This window comes from Micromonospora sp. NPDC049301 (assembly GCF_040678715.1).
In the GTDB taxonomy this organism is placed as follows: Bacteria; Actinomycetota; Actinomycetes; order Mycobacteriales; family Micromonosporaceae; genus Micromonospora.
The window spans coordinates 363,643-387,342 of the sequence record NZ_JBFAQO010000003.1 but is presented as its reverse complement, the minus strand read 5'-3'; the positions used below and the strand labels follow the sequence as shown (position 1 = coordinate 387,342).

Here is a 23,700-nt window from a genome sequence, read left to right as displayed (position 1 = left end):
CGGGCCGGGCGGCGACGTTGAGCGGCACGCCCTGGACACCGCACTAGATCGGGAAGCGGCCGCGGCGGATCTGCCAGTGGCGGCCGGCCTTCAGGTGGTCGACGATCGCGCGCTGGAGCACGGTGCGGCGTGGCAGCTCGTCGAGCGGCGTGGTCAGGGTGCGGAACACGAACCGCAGCACCTCGACGTCGGCGTCCAACCCTTCCGGCTCCTCATAGGGCTCCAGGTGGAACCTCCGCTGGAACCGGACGATGTTGGAGTCCCCGGGCAGGTACTCCAGCAGCTGCGGGTCGAGCAGCCACGAGCCGCAGGAGAACGCCGTGTAGCGCTCGTCGGGAAAGTGGCGCGGGAAGAACTCGCGGGCCTCGTCGAGCGACGCCGTGACCACCTCCGGGGTCATCGGCCCCGACTCGGGGATGTGCAGGTCGATGGCGGTGCCGCCGCGCTGGTGCTGCAACCGGCCCAGCTCGTAGAGGCCGCCGCGCGCGTGCAGCGTCAGCCAGCTCTGCATGACCGGCCAGCCCTCGCGGCGCATCCGCCGGTCGATCGCGAGGTTGCGGCCCAGGTCGGCGAGGGTCGCCCACGACACGGCGTCGGCGATGCCGTGGTCGCGGTGGTACCCCCTGACGACGTCGACCAGGGCCAGGTACGCGTACACGTAGAGATGCCGCCAGGCGAGGCCCCGTTCGCGCGGCAGCGCCGGACCGGGCGACAGCCAGCCGTGGCCGCCGAGATCGGCGCGGATCAGGGCGATCGAGCGGTCGAGCAGCCAGCGCAGTTCCGGAGTCCACAGCGGAGAGTCGGGGTCGGGCCAGCCCGCCATGATCTCGGCGGCGTCGTCCGCCCGCACCGCGAGCCGGTCGAGGAGCGCGGGCGCGTCGGCCTTGGCGGGCAGCGGAGCGGAGGGCCGGTCGCCGGCGAGTCGGTGCACGCGGTCGACGTCCTCGACGGGTACGCCGAGCCGGGCGGCGGTGTCGTTGAGATCCATCGTCATCCGCCCCAGCTGTAGCGGCGTTCCGGCCGGCCGGCCGCGCCGTAGCGCAGGGTCACCGACGCCCGTCCGGTACTCGAGAAGTGCTCCAGGTAGCGACGGGCGCTGACCCGGGAGATTCCCACCTGGTTCGCGCATTCGGCTGCCGAGAGGCTGCCGGAGTTCTCCCGGAGTGCGCGTTCCACCAGCTCCGCGGTCTCGGTGCTGAGACCCCGGGGCAGGGTGGAGGTGATGTGGGAGCCGTCGCGGGACAGCACCCGGTCGACGTCGGCCTGGTCGCTGACCACCGTCGCGCGAAGGGAGTTTCGCCGTGCTGCGTACTGCTCCAGCCGGGTGCGCAGCTCGTCGAACCCGAAGGGTTTGAGCAGATAGTTGACCGCGCCGTAGCGGACGGCCCGGCGAACCGTCTCGGCCTCCCGGGCGGCGCTGATGACCAGGATGTCGCAGTCGTGCCGGGCGGCGCGCAGCCGCGTCACCACGTCGAGGCCGAACATGTCCGGCAGGTAGAGGTCGAGAAGCACCAGGTCTGGCCGGAACTCGTCGACCGCGGCGACGGCCTGTTCGCCGGTGCCCGCGGTGCCGACGACCTGGAAGCCGTCCATCCGCTCGACGAACCCCCGGTGGATCCGGGCCACCATGAAGTCGTCGTCGACGACCAGGACGTCGATCAACGAACTCCCTCCAGCATGGTGGCCACCGACATCCGTGCGGTGAACATCGCGCCCTCCTCGGTGTTCGTCACCGCGATCTCCCCACCGCGCCGGTTGCAGACCAGCCGGGTGAGCGCCAGCCCGATGCCGCGCTCGCCGCCCTGCGCCGCCTTTGTGGTGAAGCCCTGGCTGAAGACTTCCTGGGCCAGCTCCGGGGCGATGCCCGGCCCCGAGTCCCGGACGATGATCTCCACGGACGAGGCGTCCTGGCGCAGCTCAACCTCCACCCAGGCCGGTCCGTCCGCCGCGCCGGTGCCGTCGGCGTCGCGGCCGTCGGCGACGGCGTCCAGGGCGTTGTCGACCAGGTTGCCCAGCACCGTGGCGACGTCCGCGGTGACCTCCGGCTTCATCCGGTCGAGGCTGGTCCGTTCGGAGACCCGCAGCTCGACCCGACGCTCGGCGGCCACCGCGGATTTCGCCATCAGCAGCGCGGCGACCGCGGTGTCGTGGATCCGGCTGGTCACGGTCAGGTCCAGTGACGCCCGGTGCCGGCTCAGCGCGTCCACGTACCGGACCACCTCGTCGTGCTCGCCGATCTGGATCAGCCCGGAGATGGTGTGCAACTGATTGGCGAACTCGTGGGTCTGCGCGCGGAGTAGCTCCGCGGTGCTGCGGAACGACCCGATCTCGCGTTCCAGCCGGGCCAGCTCGGTGCGGTCCCGCAGGGTGGTCACCGAGCCGAGCCAGCGGCCGTCCTTGTTGACTGTCATCCGGTTCATCACCAGCACCCGGCCGGCGCGGACGACAACCTCGTCGCGGGCTTCCGGACCGTCGTCGGTGCCGGCCAGCACGTCCCGCAGCCGGCCGGAGATGCGCAGGTCAGCGAGGCTGAGCCCGAGGCAGTTCTCGGGCAGGTCGAGCAGCCGCCGCCCGACGGCGTTCACCAGGGTGACCCGCAGGTGCGGGTCCAGCGCGATGACGCCCTCGGCGATGCCGTGCAGCAGCGCCTCCCGGTGCTCCGCCAGCCCGGCGATCTCCCGCGGCTCCAGGCCCAGGGTCTGCCGCTTGATCCGCCGAGCCAGCAGCCAGGACCCGACCACCCCGAGAGCGCTGGCGATGCCGAGGTAGGTGAAGAGATACGAGGAGGCGCCGACAATGCGCTCCGACCAGGTCAGCGAGGTCTCGCCGATCATCACGACACCCAGGTAGCGGCCGAGGGTTTCCTTGCGGTCGTCGAGCACCGGAACCTGGGCCACGAGTTCCCGCGATCCGTCGACCTCCAGCTCGCCGAACCAGCTACGGCCGTCGTTGACCCGGGGATCGCCCAGCACCACCTCGCTGCCCACCAGGGTGGGGTTGGTGGAGCTGACCACCCGGCCGCGCGCGTCGGCGACGCTGACCGTGGTCACGCCGGCCTGGGTCAGCACGTTCTGCACCAGCGGCGCGATCGTCTCCGCCGGGGCGGGCTGGGTGAGGCGGTCGCGCAGCAGCCGGTTGCCGGCGAGCTGTTCGCCGAGGGCGGCCACGCGGCGGCCCTCCACCCGGTTGAAGGTCGCCGCCGACTGAGCCAGGGACACGGCGGCCACGGCCACCAGCACCACGACGATGATCGCGAGCTGAAGCACCAGCAGCTGCCCGGCCAGGGTGCGGCGGCGGGGCGTGATCGCGACCACAAAGACCTCAATTTCCGCTGGTGACAGAAGGCAGACACGGAGTCCGCCCGGAGGCCATCATCTTGCCGCCGGACTCCTTCGAAACGGAAGAGAAACATGATGGCAACTCGGAGAAACGTGCTGGTCATGGGCGTCGCCGCCGCGACGGTGCTGGCGCTGGGCGCCTGCGGCGCCACCGCCGGACAGGACGAGGGCGGGTCCGGCGACGACGGAAAGCCGGTCGCCGGCTTGCGGATCATGGTGCCGAACACCCCCGGCGGCGGGTACGACACCACGGCCCGCACCGCCGCCAAGGTGATGGAGGACGCGAAGATCGCCACCGGGGTGCAGGTGTTCAACCTGCCCGGCGCGGGCGGCACCGTCGGCCTCCAGCGGATGGTGAACGAGAAGGGCAACGGCAAGCTCGCCATGCAGATGGGGTTGGGCGTGGTCGGTGCCTCCTACACCTCCAAGTCGTCCGCGACGCTCACCCAGACGACCCCGCTGGCCAAGATGATCGAGGAAGCCGGCGCCATCGTGGTGCCGAAGGACTCGCCGTACAAGACGATCGGTGATCTGGTCGCCGCCTGGAAGTCGGACCCGAAGAAGATCGCCGTCGGCGGCGGGTCCTCGCCGGGCGGCCCGGACCACCTGCTGCCCATGCAGCTCGCCAAGACGGTCGGCATCGACCCGCGCCAGGTCAACTTCGTCTCGTACGACGGCGGCGGCGAACTGCTGCCGGCGGTGCTCGGCGGCAAGGTGGCCTTCGGCGCCAGCGGCTTCGGCGAGTTCCTCGACCAGGTCGAGGCGGGCCAGCTCCGGGTCCTCGCGGTGACCAGCGAGCAGCCGATCGCGGCGCTCAAGGAGGTGCCGACCCTCAAGGCGTCCGGAATCGACCTGGTCTTCACGAACTGGCGCGGCATCGTCGCCCCGCCCGGCATCAGCGACGGCGACAAGAAGGTCTGGATCGACGCGCTGACGAAGATGCACGAGTCCGCGGAGTGGCAGGCCGAGCTGGCCAAGCGGGGCTGGACCGACGCCTTCGTGACCGGCGACGCCTTCGCCACCTTCCTCACCGACCAGGACAAGTCTGTCGCCGACCTGCTCAAGCAGCTCGGGCTGGCGTGACCGGCATGACGACCCGACCGGAACGGGGCGGAGACCGGCCGCCCCGCCCGGCGGCGCCGGACGCGGACGCTTCCGTCGTACCGCCGATCCCGGCGCAGCCGACCGCGGCGCCCGCCGATCCGGTGTCCCGCACGACGGGAGCCGAGACGGCCGCGGAGCGTACGCCGAACCTGCCTGCGGTGACGCCACCAACAGCGGCCGACGACCGGCCGCCGGTCGCGGACGCCCTCGACGGCGCGGCCCGGACGGCGAAGCCGGACCGGGCGCAGTACGGCGTCTGTGCATTCCTCGCCGTGGTCGGCGCCCTGGTCATCGTCGACGCGCTGCGGATCGGGCACGCGATCAGCAGCGCCGACCCGATCGGGCCGAAGCCGGTGCCGATCCTGCTCGGCGCGCTGCTGCTGGTGGTGGCCGCGATCTACGCGGTGGACGTGGCCCGCGGCGGCGCGGGTGAGCCGGAGGCCGGCGAGGACGTCGACCTGAGCAGTCCGATCGACTGGCGGACGGTTCTCCTGCTGATCGGCGCCTTCCTGGTCAACGCGGTGCTGATCGACCGGCTCGGTTGGGTGATCAGCGGCACCCTGCTGTTCTGGGGTTCGGCGTTCGCGCTGGGCAACCGGCACCACATCCGCAACCTGCTGATCGCCGTCGCCCTGTCGCTGATCACCTTCTACACGTTCGCCATCGGGCTGGGTGTCAACCTGCCCGCCGGCGTCCTGCAAGGAATCCTCTGATGGACAATTTCGGCCACCTGCTCGACGGGTTCGCCAATGTGCTGACCCCGATGAACCTGCTGATCGCGCTGCTCGGCGTGACCATCGGCACCGCCGTCGGTGTGCTGCCCGGCATCGGCCCGGCGATGACGGTCGCGCTGCTGCTGCCGGTCACCTACGGGATGGAGCCGACGCAGGCGTTCATCATGTTCGCCGGCATCTTCTACGGCGGCATGTACGGCGGCTCGACCACGTCGATCCTGCTGAACACCCCTGGCGAGTCGTCCTCCGTGGTGACCGCGATCGAGGGCAACAAGATGGCGAAGGCGGGTCGGGCCGCGCAGGCGCTGGCCACCGCCGCGATCGGCTCCTTCGTCGCCGGCACCATCGCCACCGTGCTGCTGGTCGTGGTCACCCCACCGGTGGTGGCGTTCGCGATCAGTCTGGGCGCGCCGGACTACTTCGCGCTGATGCTGCTCTCGTTCGTGGCGGTGACCGCGGTGCTCGGCGCGTCCCGGGTGCGCGGCTTCGCCTCGCTGCTGATCGGCCTGGTCATCGCTGTGATCGGGATCGACCAGACCGGCCAGCAGCGGCTCACCTTCGGCATCCCCCAACTCGCCGACGGCATCGACGTGGTGGTGGTCGCGGTGGGCATCTTCGCCGTCGGCGAGGCGCTCTGGATCGCCGCGCACCTGCGGCGCAAGGCCGCCGAGGTGATTCCGGTGGGCCGTCCCTGGATGGGCCGGCAGGACTGGAAGCGGTCGTGGAAGCCCTGGCTGCGCGGCACCGCGTACGGGTTCCCGTTCGGGGCGCTGCCCGCGGGTGGGGCGGAGATTCCGACCTTCCTGTCGTACGCGACCGAGAAGAAGCTGTCGAAGCACCCGGAGGAGTTCGGCAAGGGCGCCATCGAGGGTGTCGCGGGGCCGGAGGCTGCCAACAACGCCTCCGCCGCCGGGACGCTGGTGCCCATGCTGGCGATCGGCCTGCCGACCAACGCCACGGCCGCGGTCATGCTGGCCGCCTTTCAGCAGTACGGGATCCAGCCCGGCCCGCTGCTCTTCGAACGGGAGTCCGGCCTGGTCTGGACCCTGATCGCCAGCCTCTTCGTCGGCAACCTGCTGCTGCTCGTGCTCAACCTGCCCCTCGCGCCCGCCTGGGCCCGGCTGCTGCGGGTTCCGCGGCCGTACCTCTACGCGGGGATCATCTTCTTCGCCTCGATGGGCGCGTACGCGGTCAACGCCCAGCCGTTCGACCTGTTCCTGTTGCTGACCCTCGGTCTGATCGGGTTCGGGATGCGGCGCTTCGGGCTGCCGATCCTGCCGCTGATCGTCGGGGTGATCCTGGGCCCCCGGGCGGAACTTCAGGGCCGGCGGGCGCTGCAGCTCGCCGGCGGCGACCTCTCCGGTCTGCTCGGTGGCTGGGTGTCCTGGCTGATCTACGCCACCGTGCTGGTGGTGCTGCTCTGGCCGCTGCTCGGCCGGTTCCTCGTACGACCGCTTCGGGAAAGGTTGGTGACCGGATGACCGTGCTGGTGGGGTACGTGCCGTCGGCGTTGGGCGAGGCGGTCCTGGGGGCGGCGGTCGAGCAGGCCCGGTTCCGCGACGAGCCGGTGCTCGTGGTCAACACCTCGCGCGGCGACGCGTACGTCGACCCGCGGTTCGCTCAGGACCACGACCTCGAGCGTGTCCGCCGGGAGCTGACCGGGCTGGGCGTGCGGCACAGCGTCCGGCAGTTGGTGCGGGGCCGCGACGCGGCCGAGGAGATCGTCGAGTTGGCCGAGTCCGAGGACGTGTCGCTGGTGGTGATCGGGATCCGGCAGCGGACGCCGGTGGGTAAGCTGATCATGGGATCCACGGCGCAGGAGATCCTGCTCGGCGCCCGCTGCCCGGTGCTCGCCGTCAAGATCGACGGAGTGTGACGTTTCGTGCCGTCCACGGGGCCACCCTCCTGCGCCAGCCGGAGCGGATGGGAGCCCCCGTGCCCGCCTCGAACCGCACCCAGCGGCCGACGCCGCCACCGGCCTACACCCGTTCGCCGCCCCTGGATCCGATACCCGACGTGAGAGCAGGACGAACCATGCAGACGCCCACCTCGGACCTCCACGACCGGTACACGGACGAACTCGGCTCGTGCGACACGCAGCTGCGCCAGTTCGGCGGCGTCCACGCCTTCCACGGACCGGCGGTCACCGTGCGGTGCTTCGAGGACAACGCCCTGCTGAAGTCGGTCGTCTCCGCACCGGGTGAGGGGCGGGTGCTGGTGGTGGATGGTGGCGGGTCCGTGCACACGGCCCTGATGGGCGACATGATCGCCGGTATGGCGGCGGAGAACGGCTGGGCGGGTGTGGTGATCAACGGCGCCGTCCGCGATGTCGCCGCCCTGCGTGTCCTTCCAATCGGCATCAAGGCGCTCGGCACCAACCCGCGCAAGAGCGCCAAGACCGGGGCCGGCGAGCGGGACGTGCCGGTGGCATTCGGAAACTGCACCTTCGATCCCGGCGCCGAGGTGCACAGTGACGACGACGGTGTCGTCGTCCTTCCCCTGGGCCGGCGGGCGTAGGCCGATAGGGCCAGGTTTCCAATGACTCGATCATTGGGCCCGCTCCGGTAAGGGCTCCTACTCCTCCTCGGCGAACACGATCTCGCGGCGCTTGCGGATCGTCGGGAGGGCGGCGACGACGAGCGCTGCCACGGCCAGGGCCAGGAGCCCTGCGGAGATCGGTCGGGTCAGGAAGACCGACGCGTCGCCGCGGGAGATGATGAGCGCCCTCCGCAGGTTCTCCTCAAGCAACGGGCCGAGGACGAAGCCGAGCAGCAGTGGCGCCGGCTCGCAGCCGCACTTGATCAGGATGTAGCCCAGGATCCCGAAGAATGCGATCGCGTAGACGTCGTACGCGTTGGAGTTCAGTGAGTAGGTGCCGATCGCCGCGAAGAGGATGATCATCGGGAACAGCACCTGGTACGGGATGCGCAGCATGCGCACCCAGATACCGATCAGCGGCAGGTTCAGCAGCAGGAGCAGCACGTTGCCGATCCACATCGACGCGATCAGGCCCCAGAACAGCGCCGGTTCGTCGTTGATGACGTTCGGGCCGGGGGTGATGCCGTGGACGATGAACGCGCCGATCATCAGTGCCATGACGGGGTGGGCGGGCAGACCCAGGGTGAGCAGCGGGATGAACGACGTCTGCGCGGCGGCGTTGTTCGCCGACTCGGGGCCGGCGACGCCCTCGATCGCACCGCGCCCGAACTCCTGCGGCCGCTTCGAGACCCGCTTCTCCACGGCGTACGAGGTGAACGAGGCCAGCACGTGGCCGCCGCCGGGCAGGACGCCGAGCGCGGCGCCCAGACCGGTGCCCCGCAGGATCGGGCCGACGATCCGGCGGCGGTCCTCGCGGGTCGGCCAGAGGTTCCGCACCTTGCTGACGATCGCCGAACTGGTCTGCTCGTTCTCCAGGTTGCGCAGGATCTCGGCCACCCCGAACAGGCCGACGGCGACCGACACGAAGTCGATGCCGCCGTACAGCTCGCGCTGGTCGAACACGAAGCGGGGCGTGCCGGTGTAGATGTCCTGGCCGACCGTGCCGAGCAGCACGCCGAGCGCGATCATCGCCAGTGCCTTGAGCGCCGATCCACGCGCCAGCGCGATCGACACGATCAGGCCGAGCAGCACGAGCGAGAAGTAGTCGGCCGGGCCGAACTTCAACGCGATGCTGGCCAGCGGCGGGGCCGCGGCGGCCAGCACGACCGTGGCCACCGTACCGGCGATGAAGGAGCCGATCGCAGCGGTTGCCAGGGCAGGGCCGGCTCGGCCCTGGCGGGCCATCTCGTGCCCGTCCAGCGCGGTGACCGCCGCCGAGGACTCACCGGGCAGGTTGATCAGGATGGCGGTCGTCGAGCCGCCGTACTGCGCGCCGTAGTAGATGCCGGCCAGCATGATCAGCGCCGTCACCGGCTCGAAGCTGAACGTGATCGGCAGCAGCATCGCCACCGTCGCCGTCGGCCCGATGCCGGGCAGCACGCCGACCGCGGTCCCGAGCAGCACTCCCACGAAGCAGTAGAGGACGTTCTGGACCAGGAGAGCGGTCGAGAAGCCGAGCGCGAGGTTGTCGAGAAGTTCCATGCCTCAATCCGGATGCCCGCGTCAGAACCCCAGCCACGGGCCCCATAGCGGGATCCGCAGCTGAAGTCCGACGACGAAGATGAGCGTGCTGGCCACGGTCAGGCCGGCGGCCACGGCCACGGCCGTGCGCAGCCGTACGCGTGAGCTGGCCAGCGTGGTGAGCAGGGCGGTCACCGCCGACGTCGGTACGAATCCGAGGCGCCGGACGGTGAATCCGAAGAACAGGACCGCGAGCACGATGACGGCGACCGCACGCCACGGGATCGGTCCGAACGAGACCACCTCGCCGGCGACGAGTCCCTTGATGATGATCGCCAGTCCCAGGACGGCCACGGCCGCGCCGACCAGCAGGGGGAAGGCGCCCGGGCCCATCCGCAGTGGGGTGCCCAGCTCGTAGCCGAGCGACCCCAGCACGAATGCACCACCGATCAGGACGAAGACTCCCCCGGCGAGGACGTCCGGGAACGATCGACGGCGCTCCACCTCAGGAGACCTTGACCCCGGCGTCAGCGATGATCTTCGCCCAGGTGGCGAGCTGCTCCTCGAGCTTGGCCCGGTGCGCCTGCGGGGTCGCGTCCTCGGCCGGGACCGGCGCGGTGCCGAGCTTGGCCATCTGGTCGATGACCCCTTGGTCGGCCAGTGCGACCTTCAGCGCCTCGGACAGCTTCTGGACGACCTCCTGCGGCGTGCCGGCCGGGGCGTAGAGACCGTGCCACACGCTGACCTGAAGCTGGGGCAGCCCTGCCTCGGCCGTGGTGGGCAGGTCGGGAAGGCTCTTCACCCGCTCCGGCGTGGTGACCGCGTACGCCTTCACCTTTCCCGCGGCGATCTGGCCGCTGGTGTTGGTCGTCTGGTCGCACATGAAGTCGACCTGGCCGCCGACGAGGTCGGTCAGCGCGGGGCCGGTGCCCTGATACGGGACCTCTTGGAGCTTGACGCCGGCGGTGGTCTGGAACAGAAGGCCGCACAGGTGGGATGCGGCGCCGATGCCGGCGTTGGCCAGGGTGACCTTGTTGGCGTTCGCCTTCACGTGGGTCACGAGGTCCTGGAGTGTAGCGGGCGCGAAGTCCTTGCGGGCGACGACGGTCATCGGCACCTCGGTGACGAGACCGACCATCTCGAAGTCCTCGAGCGGTTTGTAGCCCAGGTTCTTGTAGAGGGCGGGCGCCGTCGACATGCCGATGTGGTGCATGAGCACGGTGTAGCCGTCCGGATCGGCCCGCGCGACCTCGCCGGCGCCGACCGTGCCGCCGGCGCCCTCGACGTTCCGGACGACGATCTTGCCGCCGAGCTTGGCGGCCATCGGCTCGGCGATCATGCGGGTGACGGTGTCAGTCGGGCCCCCCGCACTGAACGGCACGACGATCGTGATGTTCTGGTCCGGGTAGCTTGCGGCATCGCCTCCGCCGTTGGCGCCTCCGTTGCCGGAACACGCGGCGACGAGCGAGACGACGCCGATCGCGGCGGTCATCCGCGCGGCGGCCCGGTACCTTCTGGTCTCTCTCACAGCGGCCTCCCCATCAGCGCATGCACATCTGTCGGTGAGTGAGTGGCCCCCAGTCTCGACTGGCCGGGACGCGGATGGTGTCAGAGGAATCCCAAGAACTCGAGGGCTGACACGAGGGCCGGTCCGGGCCGTACAATCCGCCGGTATGCGGATAACCGTCATCGAGGATGACGACCGCGTGGCGCTGGGTCTGGTGACCGTCCTGACCCAGGCGGGCTTCGAGGTCCACCGCATCGCCACAGCCGCGGAGGCCGTGCGTGCCGCGCCGTCCGACGTGGTCCTCGTCGACCTGGGTCTGCCCGACGGCGACGGACTCGACGTGATCCGGAAGCTGCGTGACCACCCGGAGACCGCCGTCATCGCGGTCACTGCGCGGTCCGAGGAGCACGAGCGGGTCCGTGGCCTGCGTGCCGGCGCTGACGACTACATCGTCAAGCCGTTCGGCATCCCGGAGTTGCTCGCCCGGATCGACGCCGTCCTGCGCCGTACCCGGGCGGCTCGTGCCCTGAGCCATTCGGGCGAGCCGCTCCTGCTCGGCCCGATGCGGATCGGTGTCGGCACCCGCGAGGTCACCGTCGACGGCACGCCCGTGCCGTTGACCCGCAAGGAGTTCGAGCTGCTCCTGCTGCTTGCCCGCCGGGCGCCCAACGTGGTCAGCCGCGACGTCATCCTCGACCAGATCTGGGGCGCGACCTGGGAGTCGTCGAGTCGCACCCTGGACACCCACATCGCTGCGTTACGGCACAAGCTGGGGCCGGACGTGGTCATCCGCACGATCCACGGCGTCGGCTATCGGCTCCTGGCCGACCAGCCGGAGCTGATCGGCTGACGCACCGTGCGCCGCCGCCTGCTCGTCGTCCTGGTTCCCCTCGCGGTGCTGCTCGTCGCGGCGCTCGGGGTGCCGCTCAGCGTCACGGTTGCCGAGCGGGAGATGCAGGAAACGTACGTCAACCGGCTCAACGACGTCGGCCGGTTCGCCTCGCTGGCCGAGACCGCGCTGTCGACCGGGCGGACCGAGGCGCTGCAGCAGGAGCTGACGCGCTATCACGAGCTCTACGGCATCCCGGTCGCGCTGGTCGACACCTCCGGCGAGGTGTTGCTCGGACCGGCCGGCGCGTACCAGGAGGCGGCGCGGGCCGAGCCGACGTTGCCCCGGATCGTGACCGCGGCGCTGGCCGGAGCGCGATCCGAACCGTCCTGGGAATGGGCGCCGTGGGACGACTCCGCACTCGTGGTGGCCGAGCCGGTGGGTCGGGACAGTGAGGTCGTCGGCGCCGTCGTAACGATCTCCGACCTGTCGAAGACGCGTGAGAGCATCCTCGTACGCTGGGCTCGGCTCGCGGGGCTCGGGCTGCTGCCGTTGATCGCATTGGCGGCCGTGGCGTGGCCGGTATCGGCGTGGGTGCTGCGGCCGGTGCGGAAGCTGGACGCGGCGACCTCGCGGATCTCCGAGGGCGACCTGACGATCCGCGCCGACGCCGAGGCCGGCCCGATCGAGCTGCGGCGACTGGCGGAATCGTTCAACACCATGATGGACGCCGTCGAGAACGCCGTGCAGCGGCAGCGGGCGTTCGTGTCCGACGCCTCGCATCAGTTGCGCAACCCGTTGACCAGCCTCCGGCTCGCGGTGGAGAGCCTCGCGCCGCACCTGCGGCCGGACGGCAACGGGCGGCAGGTGTACGACGTGGCCGTGGACGAGCTGAAGGCGATGCAGCGGATGCTGAACGCGCTGCAGGCGAGTGCCCGGATGGAGAGCATGCGGACCGCGTCGCCGGTGGACCTCGACGACGTGCTGGCGACCCGGGTGGTCCGGTGGCGGGCGTTGACGGCGACGGCGGGGCAGACGCTGGCGGTCGACGTGCCGCCGGGGTTGCGGCTGCTGGAACCGCCGGGCGGACTGGGCAGCATCCTGGACGAGCTGATCAGCAACGCGTTACGGCTGTCGGGCGCGCAGGCGGTGGAGGTGACCGCCCGCGTAGTTCCCGGTGGTGCCGGCGCCGGGAACCGCGCTGGCTCCGCGGCCGCGGGGGTGGTCACCATCGCTGTCCGTGACGACGGGCAGGGGATCGACGTTTCCGAGCGGGCCCAGGCGCTACAACGGTTCTGGCGGTCGCCGCGGCACCAGAACGTGACCGGGACCGGCCTGGGGCTGGCGATCTGCGCCGACCTGGTCGGGGCGGCCGGGGGTGAGCTGCGGCTGGAGGAGGGCCTGCCGCGTCCGGACGGGTCCGGGCACGGGCTCGCCGCAGTGGTTGCGTTACCGGTCGTTCCGCAGGTGGCATCGTCGCCCGGCGCCCCGGCTCCGTCGCCGGTCTGAGGACCCGGTCCCGTCGCCGGCCTGTCGCTGTCCCTGGTCAGCGCTTGCGGTCGCGGAACCAGGCCGCCGCTCCCGGATGGAGCGGAACCGACCCGGTGGAGATCCCGGTGCGTACGTTGATCTGCCACGCTTCGGGAACGGCCGCGGCGTCGCCGCGGCTGGCGGAAGTGATCGTGCCGGTGTGCGTGAAGATCGTGTCGGTGATGGCGTAGACCAGGTCGTCGGGCAGGTCGTTGCGCGCGAGCAGCACGTTCGGCACGGCGACGGTGCGGGTGGCCGGGACGCCGGCGTAGGCGGTCGCGTGGATCATGGCGGGAGCGTAGGGACCGGGGTACGCGGTGAAGAGCGCGTCCGCCTGGGCGTCCAACGGGATCAGCCGGATCGGGTGCCGCTGCGCCAGCTCGGTGATGGCGGGCGTCGGGACGCCGGTCAGGGAGAACATCGCGTCGATCGTGCCGTCACGCAGCGCCGCCGCCGATTCGGCCTGGCTGAGGTACCGAGCGTCGGTGTTCACCGGGCCGAGCTTCAGCACCCGCAGCGACGTGAACTCGGTGCCCGAATTGCGGGCACCGAGGGAGATGCGCTTGCCCTCAAGGTCCCGGAACCCACCGATCGCCGAACCGGCCATGACCACGAGATGCAGATGACTGTCGTAGAGCCGGCACACCGCTGAGAGCCCCTCGGGCGCGCTGCCGTCGGTCGTGATCAGCGCATCCAGGCTACTCAGTCCGAGGTGCGCCTCGCCGGCCCGCAGCATCCGGATGTTGTCGGTGGACGCTCCGCTCGGCACGGTGGTCACCGTGGCGCCAGGCACCTGCTCGGAGATGTGTTCGGCCAGCGCTCCGCCGATGCGCCGGTACACCGCCCCCGCCGGCCCGGTCGCCAGTCGCAGGTGGACCTTGTCAGCCTCGGGCTGCCCGGAGCAACCGACGAGCATCCCTCCCGCGGCCAGGAGCACCGCCCGCCGGCTGATCCGTGGCTCCAGGTTCAGCACCATGCCGAGATGATACGGACGGCGGCCGGCAGCTCACGATTCATCGGCGGTCGGCGGGCCTGGTGCGAGCCGGGACGTGCGCCGGACCGGTCAAGGCTCGATAAGCCATCGAGCTCTGCAGTCTGTCCACCTGAGGATGCGCCCGCTGTAAGCCGGCTGTGAGCCCACTGTGAGCGACGCGTGAGCGGACGGCCTCAATCTGGGCCCTGGTCGGCAGACCGGTGAACTCCAACTGAGAGGTCTCGGGCCATGATGCGGTGGATCGTCGGGTCAAGCGTCAAATATCAACGGCTGGTGCTCGCCATCGCCGTGGCCCTGATGGCCGTCGGCTTCGTTCAGCTTCGTAACACGTCGGTCGAGGCCCTGCCGGAGTTCGGGCCGGTGCGGGTGGACGTGCAGGTCGAGGCCCTTGGGCTCTCCGCCGAGGAGGTGGAGAATCTGATCACCAACCCGATGGAGAACGAGTTCTTCAACGGGATCCCGTGGCTGGCCAAGCTCGAATCCCGCACGCTACCGGGATTGTCGTCGATGGAGATGACGTTCGAGCCCGGAACGGACCCTATCCGGGCCAGGCAGGTCGTGCAGGAGCGCCTGACCATGGTCGCCATGCTGCCGGCCGCCTCGTCGAGGCCGCCGCTGGTGGTGCAGCCCCTCTCGTCGACCGGTCGGCTCATGATGATCGGTTTGTCGTCCCAGGATCGCTCACTGATCGACATGTCGCTGCTGTCGCGCTGGACGATCGTGCCCCGCCTGCTGAGCGTCCCCGGCGTGGCCAACGTGGCCATCTGGGGGTTCCGCGACCGGCAACTACAGGTGCAGGTCGATCCCTCCAAGCTGATGCAGAGCGGCGTCACGCTGGACCAGGTCCTGCGCACGTCGGCGAATGCGCTGTGGGTCTCACCGCTCACCTTTGTGGAGGCGTCTACGCCCGGGCTGGGCGGTTTCATCGACACCGCCAACCAGCGGATCGAAATCCAGCACAACCAGCCGATCAAGACTGCGGCGGATCTCGGCAAGGTCACCGTTCAGGGCGCCGAGGACCGCGGAGTGCTGCTGGGTGATGTCACCCAGATCGTCGAGGACCACCAGCTGCTCATCGGTGACGCGGTCGTCAAGGACACCCCGAGCCTCATGCTCGTGGTGGAGCGATTCCCGGGCGCCAACGTGGCGGACGTGACCCGGGACGTGGAGGCCGCACTCGACGAGCTGCGACCCGCCATGCCGAGCGTCGAGATCGACACGACAGTGTACCGACCGGCCACCTTCATCGAAAAGATGGTCGACCACCTCACCACGACGCTGATCCTCGGCGCCCTCCTCCTGTTGCTGGTGCTCGGCGCCTTCCTGTTCAACTGGCGCACCGCGCTGGTCAGCGTGCTGACCATCGCGTCCTCCGTGGCGCTGACGGTGCTCGTCCTGTCCTGGTTCGGCGTGACCCTCAACATGATGTCCCTGGCAGGGCTGGTGATGGCCCTCGCCATCGTCGTGGACGACGCCGTCGTCTGCGTCGACAACATCCGGCGACGGCTGCGGCAGCACCGCGAGGAGGCGTCCAACGAGTCGGTTTCCGACACCATCCGTACGGCCATCCTCGAGATGCGCGGCCCGCTCTTCGTCGCAGCCCTGATCGCCGCGGTCTCGGTGGTGCCCCTCTTCATCCTCGACGGAGTGCGTGGGGCGTTCCTCACCCCGGTCGCCCAGGGCTTCCTGGCCGCCACGGCGGTCTCCCTGGTGGTCGCGCTGACGCTGGCCCCCGTGCTGGCCACGCTCCTACTCTCCCGGTCGTCGCTGCAGCACGGCCAGTCGCCGCTCGCCCGAGCGTTGGATCGGGCGTACGGCGCGCTGCTGCCTCGGCTGCTCCGCCGGCCCGTATGGTCCTATGCCCTGGTCGGCCTACTCATGGTGGTGGGACTGGCCGCTCTGCCGCTCCTCGGTTCGCGGCCGCTGTCCCCGACGCTTCAGGAGCGGGACCTGCTGATCACCTGGGAGGCGCCCCCCGGCACCTCCCGGCCGGAGATGAACCGGATCACGGGTGCGCTCAGTGCCGAGCTGCGGGCCGTCCAGGGAGTACGCAACGTCGGCGCCCACACCGGGCGGGCACTGGCGTCGGACCAGGTCGTCAACATGAACTCGGGCGAGGTGTGGCTCAGCGTCGACGGGACCGCCGACTACGGCCGAACCCTGGCCGCCGTGCAGCGGGTCGTGGATGGCTATCCCGGGGTGCAGAGCGACGTGATCACCTACTCGGACAAGCGGATCCGGGAGGTGGTGACCCGCGGTGCCACGGACGACCTCATCGTGCGCATCTACGGCAACGACTATGCGGTTCTCAACGAGAAGGCCCAGGAGGTCCTCGGCATCATCGCCGGCATCGACGGCGTCACCGAGCCACGGGTACGGACCGCAGAGGTCGCGCCCACGGTGGAGATCGAGGTCTCCGTCGCCAAGGCCGCGCAGTACGGCCTCAAGCCGGGCGACGTGCGCCGGGCGGCCGCGACCCTCGTCTCGTCCACGGTCGCGGGCAATCTCTTCGACGACCAGAAGGTGTTCGAGGTCGTCGTGTGGGGCGTCCCCGCGGTGCGCCAGAACATGTCCACCATCCAGAACCTTCTGATCGACGCGCCGGTCGGAGGCCCGGGCGGCAGCCCGACCCAGGTGCGCCTGGCGGATGTTGCCGACGTGAGGATCGTGGCGAAGCCGGAGGTCATCACACACGACCAGGTCTCCCGCAGCATGGACGTCGTCGCGAACGTGCGCGGACGTGGTCTGGGTGCCGTCACGAGTGAGGTCAAGGACCGGCTCGCGCAGGTGACCTTCCCCCGCGAGCACCACCTGGAGGTGCTCGGAGAGGCCCAGGCACAGGCGAGTTCCGACTTCCACGTCTGGACCTTCGTGATCGGCGCCGTGATCCTGATCTTCTTCCTGCTACAGGCCGGCCTCGGTAGCTGGCGGGTGGCGTCGCTGTACTTCCTGCTCCTGCCGACGGCCCTGGCGGGCGGACTGCTACTGGCGGCCATCGACCGGTCGGCCGTCTCGGTGGTCGCGCTGCTGGGGCTGCTCACCGTGCTGGCCATGGCCGTTCGGGGCGGCACGCTGCAGATCGTGCGGTACCGGCGGCTGGAAGAGGAAGGCCACAAGCCCGGTGCCGAGCTGGTCGAGCTCGGGTCACGGCAACAGTTCATCCCGGCCGTGACGGGCATCCTGGCGGCGGGGCTGGCTCTGCTTCCCATGGTGATCTACGGCAGCGTCTCCGGCCTCGAGATCGTGAGCCCGCTCGCCCTGATCATCCTTGGTGGCCTGGTCACGACCGCGCTACTGAACCTGCTCGTCCTGCCCGTGCTGTATCTGCGGTTCGCCGTCCGGTCGCCATCGGTGACCGGGTCGGAGCCTCGGGCCGGATCGATACCCGCGCCCAGGCCAGCACCCGGTGCGGCGGGCAAGAAAACCCCTTCAAGCCCGGCTCCGGCCTGATCGGAAGAAGGCAAGTCCCATGCACAGACGAGGAGGCGACCACATGCGACACCGTGGTCGGTGGATGGCAGCGATCCTGATAACGCTGGGCTTGGCGGCCTGCACGACGCCCGCCTCGGACACCTCGGGTGGCCACAAGGAGAGCCCGGCCAGTGTCGAGGCGATGCCGGGCAAGGACGTCAAGAAGGTGACGCTGACCGAGCAGGCGGCGCGACGGGTGGGCATCGCGACGGTCACGATCGGCGCCGCGCAGACCGCGCCGCCGGTCGGGCCGACCCCCTCGCCGGGCCCGCCGGCGACCGTGGTGCCGTACTCGGCAGTGCTCTACGACCCGACAGGCCTGGCCTGGGTCTATACCGTTCCACAGCCGTTGACCTACGTCCGGGAGAAGGTCGTGGTGGCGAGCGTGGGCGGGGCGCGCGGGACCGACGCGTTCCTTGCGCAGGCGCCGCCGGCGGGGACCTCGATCGTGACGACAGGCGTGATCGAACTCTGGGGCGCCGAGCTCGGGGTCGGCAAGTAGTCCATCCAGTCGCTACGAGGGTAGGGACCCCCCACCATGATGCGTTGGATCATTGGAACCAGTCTGAAGCTCCGGTTCCTCGTGGTTGTCGGGGCCTCCATGCTGATGTTCTTCGGCGTCCTGCAGATCCGCGACATGCCCGTCGACGCGTTCCCTGAGTTCGCGCCGCCCCGGGTGGAGATTCAGACGATCTGCATCGGCCTGTCCGCACAGGACGTCGAGGAGCTTGTCTCCGTCCCGCTGGAGCAGGGGCTCACCGGGATCGAGGGCCTGGACGTGATGCGCTCCAAGTCGGTCTCCCAGCTCTCCTCGATTCTCGTGATCTTCAAGCCGGGGACCGACCTGATGGCGGCCCGTCTGCTGATTCAGGAGCGCCTCACCGCCATCACTCCCAGACTGCCGCGCTGGGCCAACTCCCCCTTCATGATCCAACCGCTGTCGTCAACCAGTCGGGTGATGAAGATCGGAATATCCCAGGCGGACAAGTCGGATGCGGCTCACGTCGAGATGGCGCTGCAGGCCTATTGGACGGTTCGGCCCCGCCTGATGCGGGTGCCCGGGGTGGCGAACGTGGCGATCTGGGGCGATCGGTGGCACGTCAAGCAGGCCCTCGTCGATCCCGAGCTCATGAAGCAGCACAACGTCACGCTGGCCCAGGTCATGGAGGCCGCCGGAGACGCGGTCGACGTGGGTCAGCTGAAGTTCAACGGCGGGTTCGAGATCGGCACTGGCGGGTGGGTCGACACCGCCAACCAGCGGCTCCAGGTGCAGCACCAACTGCCCGCGCTGACCGGGCAGCAGCTGGCCGAGATCCCCATCGAGGTGCCGAAGGGCGCCAAGCCGGTCTACCTGAAGGACGTCGCCTACATCACCGACGACATCATGCCGCCGTCCCTGCTCACCGGGGACGCGGTCATCAACGACGGCCCCGGCCTCATGCTCATCGTCGAGAAGCTGCCCTGGGGCAACACCCTCGAGGTGACCCGCGGGGTCGAGGCCGCACTGAAGGAGATGGCGCCGGGCATGCAGGGCCTCGACGTCGATACCGAGATCTTCCGGCCGGCGACCTTCATCGAGACCTCGGTCGAGAATCTCGGTCGTGCGATGGTCATCGGATTCATTCTGGTGGTCCTGATCCTGGTGCTCTTCCTCTTCGAGTGGCGGGTCGCGCTGATCAGCGCCATTTCGATCCCGCTCTCCCTCGTCGCGGCGGGACTCGTCCTGCACTGGACCGGGGCCACGATAAATACCATGATCCTGGCCGGGCTCGTGATCGCCCTCGGCGTGCTCGTCGACGACGCCATCATCGACGTTGAGAACATCGTCCGCCGCATCCGGCAACATCGACGGGCGGGCAGCACGAAGTCGACCGCCGCCATCGTCCTCGACGCGTCGGTGGAGGTCCGTGGTCCCATCGTCCAGGCCACGATGATCATCCTGGTCAGCACGGTCCCGATCTTCCTGCTCACCGGGCTCACCGGCTCGTTCTTCCGGCCGATGGCGTTCGCCTACGGGTTGGCCATCCTGGCCTCGCTGCTGGTGGCCCTGACGGTGATCCCGGCGCTCGCCCTGATGCTGCTGGCACGGTCACCGATCGAGCGGCGGGAGTCACCGCTGGTGCGCTGGCTCCAGCGCGGCTACACCGCGTGGCTGGCACGCATCATCCCGCGTCCCGCCGTCGCCTACGCGACCGTCGTGCTCGTCCTGGCGGGCGGCGTCATGGTGGTACCGATGCTGGGGCAGAACCTGTTCCCCGCGTTCAAGGAGCGGGACTTCCTGATGCACTGGGTGACCCAGCCCGGTACCTCACGCGAGGAGAGTGTCCGCATCACCGAACAGGTCAGCAGGGAACTGCGGGCGATCCCCGGGGTCCGGAACTTCGGCGCCCACATCGGGCAGGGCACGTTGGCCGACGAGGTCGTCGGCATGAACTTCACCGAGAACTGGATCAGCATCGACCCGAAGGTCGACTACGACAAGACTCATGACGCCGTGCAGAAGGTGGTCGACGGCTATCCCGGCCTGCAGCGCGATGTGCAGACCTATCTGAAGGAGCGCACGAAGGAGGTGCTCACCGGCTCCAGCGACGCCATCATCGTTCGCATCGTCGGCGACGACCTCGACGTGCTCCGCGACAAGGCCAACGAGGTCAAGGACCTCGTCGCCGGGATCGACGGCATCATCGACGAACACGTGACGCTGCAGACCACCGTTCCGCAGGTCGACGTCCAGGTCGACCTGGCCAAGGCGGCCCGGTACGGGATCAAGCCCGGCGACGTACGCCGAACGGCGGCCACGTTCATCGCTAGCGAGGAGGCTGGCGATATCTGGCGAAACGGCAAGAACACCGAGGTGCACGTGTGGAGCGTGCCGAGTGCCCGGTACAGCATCGAGAGCGTCCGTAACCTCCTGATGGACGCGGCGGACGGGCGCAAGGTCCCCGTGGGTGAGCTTGCCGAGGTCAAGATGGTGCCCACGCCCAACCAGGTCCTGCGGGAGAACGGCTCGCGGTACATCAATGTGGGTGCCAATGTGGCCGCAGGTAAGGCCCTGAGTGACGTCGCGGCCGAGGTTGAGCGTCGCCTGGCGACGGTGGACTTCCCGCCCGGCTACCACCCACAACTGCTCGGTGAGTACAAGGAGGCGACGAGCGCCCAGGACCGGCTGCGGCTCTTCGCCGGCGTCGCGGTGATCGGGATTCTCTTCCTGCTGACGACAGCCTTCAACAGCTGGCGGCTGGCGTTCCTCGTCCTCCTCACGCTGCCCATGGCCCTGGTGGGCGGGGTCCTCGCGGCATACGTCGGTGGCGGCATCCTCTCTCTCGGCTCGCTCGTGGGATTCTTCACCGTGCTGGGCATCGCCGCGCGCAACGGTATTCTCATGATCAACCATTTCCAGCATCTCGAGCGGGAGGAAGGGGAAAGCTTCGGTCGAAACCTCGTCCTCCTTGGTGCGAAGGAGCGATTCTCGCCGATCCTCATGACGTCGTTGGCGACCGGGCTCGCCCTGGTTCCCCTGGCCATCGAGGGCAGCCTGCCCGGCCACGAGATAGAACACCCGATGGCGGTGGTGATTCTGGGTGGCCTGTTCACCTCGACTCTGCTGAACCTGTTTGTCCTCCCGTCGCTCTATCTGCGTTTCGGCCGACCCAAGGATTCGTCCACGCGCCGGCCGCTTGCGGGGCGGGTATGGCCCACGGCCCTGCGGCCCGGAAGGTCTGATGCCTGACCGGCCCGGCGGACTTTCGGCCCAGCTACGACGAATCGCCGTGGTTGCCGACGGGTCCGCCGGGCCGCTGCGGTCACGGCAGGTCAAGTGCAGGATCGCCGCGAAGGATCGCCCTCTCCAGCTGCTGCAGCTGCGGCGATGTGTCCAGTCCGAGCTCGTCGACCAGCCGACTCCGCGTCAACCGGTAGGTGACGAGCGCGTCGGCGGCGCGGCCGGCGCGGTACAGGGCCAGCATGAGCTGCGCGAGCAATCGTTGGCGGTACGGATACTGCCCGGCGTACTCGGCGAGTTCGTCCAGTACGGCCTCGTGCCGGCCGAGCCGCAACTGCGCGTCCAGCCACTCCTCCACAGCCGTCAACCTCGCCTCCTCCAGTCCCCGGCACAGGTCTTCGACTCGCGGGGTCGCCACGTCGGCCAGCGGAGGTCCGTGCCACAGGTCGAGCGCGCGCCGCAACATCGCCGTCTTCTCCAGGTCGTCCGTCTCAAGACGAGCCCCGGCAAGGAGGGCGCGAAAGCGGTGGGCGTCCACGCTCATCGGGTCGGCCCGCAGAAGATACGTCGGGCCGCGCGTGGTGATCTTCACGCCTTCACGGTCCGCACCGGCCATGGCCAGGACGGTGCGCAGTTGCGAGACGCGGACGTGGATGGCATGACGTGCGGTCGGTGGCGGCGATTCAGGCCATGTCAGATCCACGAGGCGGTCGAGCGGCACAAACTGATTCACGTTCAACGCGAGGATCGCCAGCACAAGCCGCTGTTGGCGTGGCCCGACATCGACTTGCCGATCCCCCGCCCATGCCTCCACTGCCCCCAGAAGCCGGAACTCCACAACCCCACACCCCCCTGCTGCGTCAAACCTCCTCCGCCTCGCTGCGCAGGGTCACGGAACAGCGCCATGGACGCTCGTGATGATCAGGTTGATCGGCCGATTGCCACTTCCCGTATTCCGCCGGCACTAGCCGCATCTGGTTAGCGGAGTCAACGCCTGAACGTGTGTAAACTCGGCTGTAATACGATCTACGCAGGACCGTCAAGTTTAATTCTACTTTGTAATACTATGTTGCAACTCGGCTGATTGGCTGGTCAAGAGGCTCGCCGGATCGCTGGGGATTTCCGCAAATGCCTGTAGGGGCTCCGCACAGCCTCGCAATTTAGTGAGGAGTCGTCGGATCTTCCCGAGCGAGGTCTCGGTCAGCGCGCAGGTAGGCAGATGACGAACCGGGCACCCCGAGGTGCGTCCTCGACGTCTATCGACCCTCCGTGTGCGTCGATGATCTCTTTCGCGATGGCCAGACCGAGACCGGTGCCGCCCGTGCGCCGGCTCCGGTCATCGTCGAGGCGCGTGAATCGCTCGAAGACGCGCTTCCGGTCCGCGCACGCAATCCCCGGCCCGTCGTCGTGGACGATCAACGTCACCCGGCGGTCGTCGCTGCCGAGCGCGATGCTGACCGAGGACGAGGCGTAGTGCTCGGCGTTGTCGAACAGGTTGCGTACGGCCCTGGTCAGGTCGTCGCGACGGCCGTCGACGGCAGCCGCCGAGACCGCGCCGGTGTCGACCCGCAGGTGGCCGCCACCACGGATCCGGGCCGCTTCGGACAGGACGATGTCGTCAAGGTCCACCGGACGGGTCGCCGCGCGAGGGGCGCCGGCGTCCACCCGGGCGAGGAAAAGCAAGTCCCGGACCAGGCGCTCCATCCGGCGATTCGCCGCGAGCAGGTCGGCTGCCGTGTCGTTCCAATTGGTGCTGTCGGGGTGCGCGAGCGCGACCTCCAGGTCGGTGCGCGCCGCGGCGAGCGGGGTCTGCAACTCGTGCGAGGCGTCCGCCACGAAGCGACGTTGACGCTCGGCGGCGGCATTCAACCGGTCGAGCATCATGTTCATCGTGCCCGCCAGCCGACTGATCTCGTCGCCCGTGGCCGGCACGGACACGCGCCGGTCGAGGGATCGTTCGGAGATGTCGGCGACCTCGGCCCGGATAGCGTCCACCGGCCGCAGGGTGCGACCCGCGACCGTCCAGGTCGTGACGGCGACGAGTGCCAGCAGCAGCGGAGCACCGGTGGCAAGAGCGCCCTGGAGGACGTCGACGACGTCATCGACCGGGGAGAGACTTGCCGCAACGTAGACGGTGACCGGTCCCTCGGGCGTAGCCGTGGACAGCGCGATGACCCGGTAGCTGCCGGCCTCGCCGAACGGAAGACCGTCCACTGAGCGCACCTCGGACCCCGCCCCGGGAGAGCCGAACCGGGCGAGAGACTGATCACGCGGCAGTCCGGCGGTGGCGGCCACCACGCGGCCGGCGCCGTCCACGACCTGGGCGATGCTCCCGTCGTCACTCTCGACGGCCAGCTCCGTGGGGAGTGTGCCCTGGCGGGCCAGGGTGGCGACGTCGTGCGCACGTACCCTC

19 protein-coding genes are annotated in these 23,700 nt (G+C 69.6%); 10 read left to right on the top strand and 9 right to left on the bottom strand.

What is annotated here, in order from left to right; genetic code table 11:
- Window positions 1-43: 43 nt before the first annotated feature.
- From AB0K07_RS11670 to AB0K07_RS11660, 3 genes are read right to left on the bottom strand one after another with little or no spacing between them, the layout of a single operon-like run.
- On the bottom strand, window positions 44-988 hold the full coding sequence (locus AB0K07_RS11670; RefSeq protein ID WP_363754312.1) for an acyltransferase domain-containing protein: 945 nt from the start codon (window positions 986-988) through the stop codon (window positions 44-46).
- Window positions 989-990: 2 nt separating this feature from the next.
- On the bottom strand, window positions 991-1,662 hold the full coding sequence (locus AB0K07_RS11665; protein ID WP_363753615.1) for a response regulator: 672 nt from the start codon (window positions 1,660-1,662) through the stop codon (window positions 991-993).
- Window positions 1,659-3,314 (bottom strand): ATP-binding protein, encoded by a 1,656-nt coding sequence (locus AB0K07_RS11660; RefSeq protein ID WP_363753613.1) that lies wholly within the window; start codon window positions 3,312-3,314, stop codon window positions 1,659-1,661. Before AB0K07_RS11660 ends, AB0K07_RS11665 begins: the two co-directional genes overlap by 4 nt.
- A gap of 99 nt (window positions 3,315-3,413) precedes the next feature.
- On the opposite strand from AB0K07_RS11660, the gene AB0K07_RS11655 reads away from it, so the two are divergent.
- The 5 genes from AB0K07_RS11655 to rraA all read left to right on the top strand — a co-directional run bounded on the left by AB0K07_RS11655 (window position 3,414) and on the right by rraA (window position 7,693).
- Window positions 3,414-4,421, top strand: coding sequence for a tripartite tricarboxylate transporter substrate binding protein (locus tag AB0K07_RS11655; protein ID WP_363753611.1), 1,008 nt, complete (start codon window positions 3,414-3,416; stop codon window positions 4,419-4,421).
- Between the two features lie 179 nt (window positions 4,422-4,600).
- Entirely contained in the window at window positions 4,601-5,155 is a 555-nt protein-coding gene (locus AB0K07_RS11650; protein WP_363753609.1) for a tripartite tricarboxylate transporter TctB family protein, read from the top strand.
- Window positions 5,155-6,657: a tripartite tricarboxylate transporter permease gene (locus AB0K07_RS11645; protein ID WP_363753607.1), complete on the top strand. Its 1,503-nt coding sequence runs from the start codon at window positions 5,155-5,157 to the stop codon at window positions 6,655-6,657. Before AB0K07_RS11650 ends, AB0K07_RS11645 begins: the two co-directional genes overlap by 1 nt.
- Window positions 6,654-7,052 carry a universal stress protein gene (locus AB0K07_RS11640; protein WP_363753605.1) on the top strand — a complete coding sequence of 133 codons (399 nt, stop codon included), beginning with the start codon at window positions 6,654-6,656 and terminating at the stop codon, window positions 7,050-7,052. Before AB0K07_RS11645 ends, AB0K07_RS11640 begins: the two co-directional genes overlap by 4 nt.
- 140 nt (window positions 7,053-7,192) lie before the next feature.
- Window positions 7,193-7,693 (top strand): ribonuclease E activity regulator RraA, encoded by a 501-nt coding sequence (rraA, locus tag AB0K07_RS11635; protein WP_363753603.1) that lies wholly within the window; start codon window positions 7,193-7,195, stop codon window positions 7,691-7,693.
- A 57-nt stretch (window positions 7,694-7,750) separates the two neighbouring features.
- Here the strand turns inward: rraA and AB0K07_RS11630 are convergent, their stop codons facing one another.
- Genes AB0K07_RS11630 through AB0K07_RS11620 form a run of 3 tightly spaced genes read right to left on the bottom strand, consistent with a single transcriptional unit; the run spans window position 7,751 to window position 10,763 of the window.
- Window positions 7,751-9,256, bottom strand: coding sequence for a tripartite tricarboxylate transporter permease (locus AB0K07_RS11630; RefSeq protein WP_363753601.1), 1,506 nt, complete (start codon window positions 9,254-9,256; stop codon window positions 7,751-7,753).
- Window positions 9,257-9,277: 21 nt separating this feature from the next.
- On the bottom strand, window positions 9,278-9,739 hold the full coding sequence (locus tag AB0K07_RS11625) for a tripartite tricarboxylate transporter TctB family protein (RefSeq protein WP_363753598.1): 462 nt from the start codon (window positions 9,737-9,739) through the stop codon (window positions 9,278-9,280).
- A 1-nt stretch (window position 9,740) separates the two neighbouring features.
- Complete coding sequence (locus AB0K07_RS11620) at window positions 9,741-10,763, bottom strand: tripartite tricarboxylate transporter substrate-binding protein (RefSeq protein WP_363753595.1); 1,023 nt, start codon at window positions 10,761-10,763, stop codon at window positions 9,741-9,743.
- A 145-nt stretch (window positions 10,764-10,908) separates the two neighbouring features.
- Between AB0K07_RS11620 and AB0K07_RS11615 the strand changes: the two genes are divergently transcribed.
- Both AB0K07_RS11615 and AB0K07_RS11610 read left to right on the top strand, forming a co-directional pair.
- Entirely contained in the window at window positions 10,909-11,592 is a 684-nt protein-coding gene (locus AB0K07_RS11615) for a response regulator transcription factor (protein ID WP_363753592.1), read from the top strand.
- A 6-nt stretch (window positions 11,593-11,598) separates the two neighbouring features.
- Window positions 11,599-13,080, top strand: a complete 1,482-nt coding sequence (locus AB0K07_RS11610; protein WP_363753590.1) for a HAMP domain-containing sensor histidine kinase — start codon at window positions 11,599-11,601, stop codon at window positions 13,078-13,080.
- Window positions 13,081-13,117: 37 nt separating this feature from the next.
- Here the strand turns inward: AB0K07_RS11610 and AB0K07_RS11605 are convergent, their stop codons facing one another.
- Window positions 13,118-14,077: a TAXI family TRAP transporter solute-binding subunit gene (locus tag AB0K07_RS11605; protein WP_363753587.1), complete on the bottom strand. Its 960-nt coding sequence runs from the start codon at window positions 14,075-14,077 to the stop codon at window positions 13,118-13,120.
- 291 nt (window positions 14,078-14,368) lie between these two features.
- On the opposite strand from AB0K07_RS11605, the gene AB0K07_RS11600 reads away from it, so the two are divergent.
- From AB0K07_RS11600 to AB0K07_RS11590, 3 genes are all read left to right on the top strand, one after another.
- Window positions 14,369-17,545 carry an efflux RND transporter permease subunit gene (locus AB0K07_RS11600; protein WP_363753584.1) on the top strand — a complete coding sequence of 1,059 codons (3,177 nt, stop codon included), beginning with the start codon at window positions 14,369-14,371 and terminating at the stop codon, window positions 17,543-17,545.
- 64 nt (window positions 17,546-17,609) lie between these two features.
- Window positions 17,610-18,068 carry a hypothetical protein gene (locus AB0K07_RS11595; protein WP_363753579.1) on the top strand — a complete coding sequence of 153 codons (459 nt, stop codon included), beginning with the start codon at window positions 17,610-17,612 and terminating at the stop codon, window positions 18,066-18,068.
- Between the two features lie 36 nt (window positions 18,069-18,104).
- A complete protein-coding gene (locus AB0K07_RS11590; RefSeq protein WP_363753577.1) occupies window positions 18,105-21,296 on the top strand; it encodes an efflux RND transporter permease subunit in 3,192 nt (1,063 codons plus the stop codon).
- A 73-nt stretch (window positions 21,297-21,369) separates the two neighbouring features.
- Here AB0K07_RS11590 and AB0K07_RS11585 read toward each other — a convergent pair whose 3' ends face one another.
- Together AB0K07_RS11585 and AB0K07_RS11580 are read right to left on the bottom strand one after the other, a co-directional pair.
- On the bottom strand, window positions 21,370-22,125 hold the full coding sequence (locus AB0K07_RS11585) for an AfsR/SARP family transcriptional regulator (RefSeq protein ID WP_363753575.1): 756 nt from the start codon (window positions 22,123-22,125) through the stop codon (window positions 21,370-21,372).
- Window positions 22,126-22,487: 362 nt separating this feature from the next.
- Window positions 22,488-23,603 carry a HAMP domain-containing sensor histidine kinase gene (locus tag AB0K07_RS11580; RefSeq protein ID WP_363753573.1) on the bottom strand — a complete coding sequence of 372 codons (1,116 nt, stop codon included), beginning with the start codon at window positions 23,601-23,603 and terminating at the stop codon, window positions 22,488-22,490.
- Window positions 23,604-23,700 lie beyond the last annotated feature (97 nt).

What these genes read in the sequence shown, in the direction of transcription:
- AB0K07_RS11640 (WP_363753605.1), top strand. Translation starts at nt 6,654, where the DNA reads ATGACCGTGCTGGTGGGGTACGTGCCGTCGGCGTTGGGCGAGGCGGTC.
- AB0K07_RS11645 (WP_363753607.1), top strand. Translation starts at nt 5,155, where the DNA reads ATGGACAATTTCGGCCACCTGCTCGACGGGTTCGCCAATGTGCTGACC.
- AB0K07_RS11605 (WP_363753587.1), bottom strand. Translation starts at nt 14,077, where the DNA reads ATGGTGCTGAACCTGGAGCCACGGATCAGCCGGCGGGCGGTGCTCCTG.
- AB0K07_RS11670 (WP_363754312.1), bottom strand. Translation starts at nt 988, where the DNA reads ATGGATCTCAACGACACCGCCGCCCGGCTCGGCGTACCCGTCGAGGAC.
- AB0K07_RS11655 (WP_363753611.1), top strand. Translation starts at nt 3,414, where the DNA reads ATGGCAACTCGGAGAAACGTGCTGGTCATGGGCGTCGCCGCCGCGACG.
- AB0K07_RS11615 (WP_363753592.1), top strand. Translation starts at nt 10,909, where the DNA reads ATGCGGATAACCGTCATCGAGGATGACGACCGCGTGGCGCTGGGTCTG.
- AB0K07_RS11595 (WP_363753579.1), top strand. Translation starts at nt 17,610, where the DNA reads ATGGCAGCGATCCTGATAACGCTGGGCTTGGCGGCCTGCACGACGCCC.
- AB0K07_RS11630 (WP_363753601.1), bottom strand. Translation starts at nt 9,256, where the DNA reads ATGGAACTTCTCGACAACCTCGCGCTCGGCTTCTCGACCGCTCTCCTG.
- AB0K07_RS11590 (WP_363753577.1), top strand. Translation starts at nt 18,105, where the DNA reads ATGATGCGTTGGATCATTGGAACCAGTCTGAAGCTCCGGTTCCTCGTG.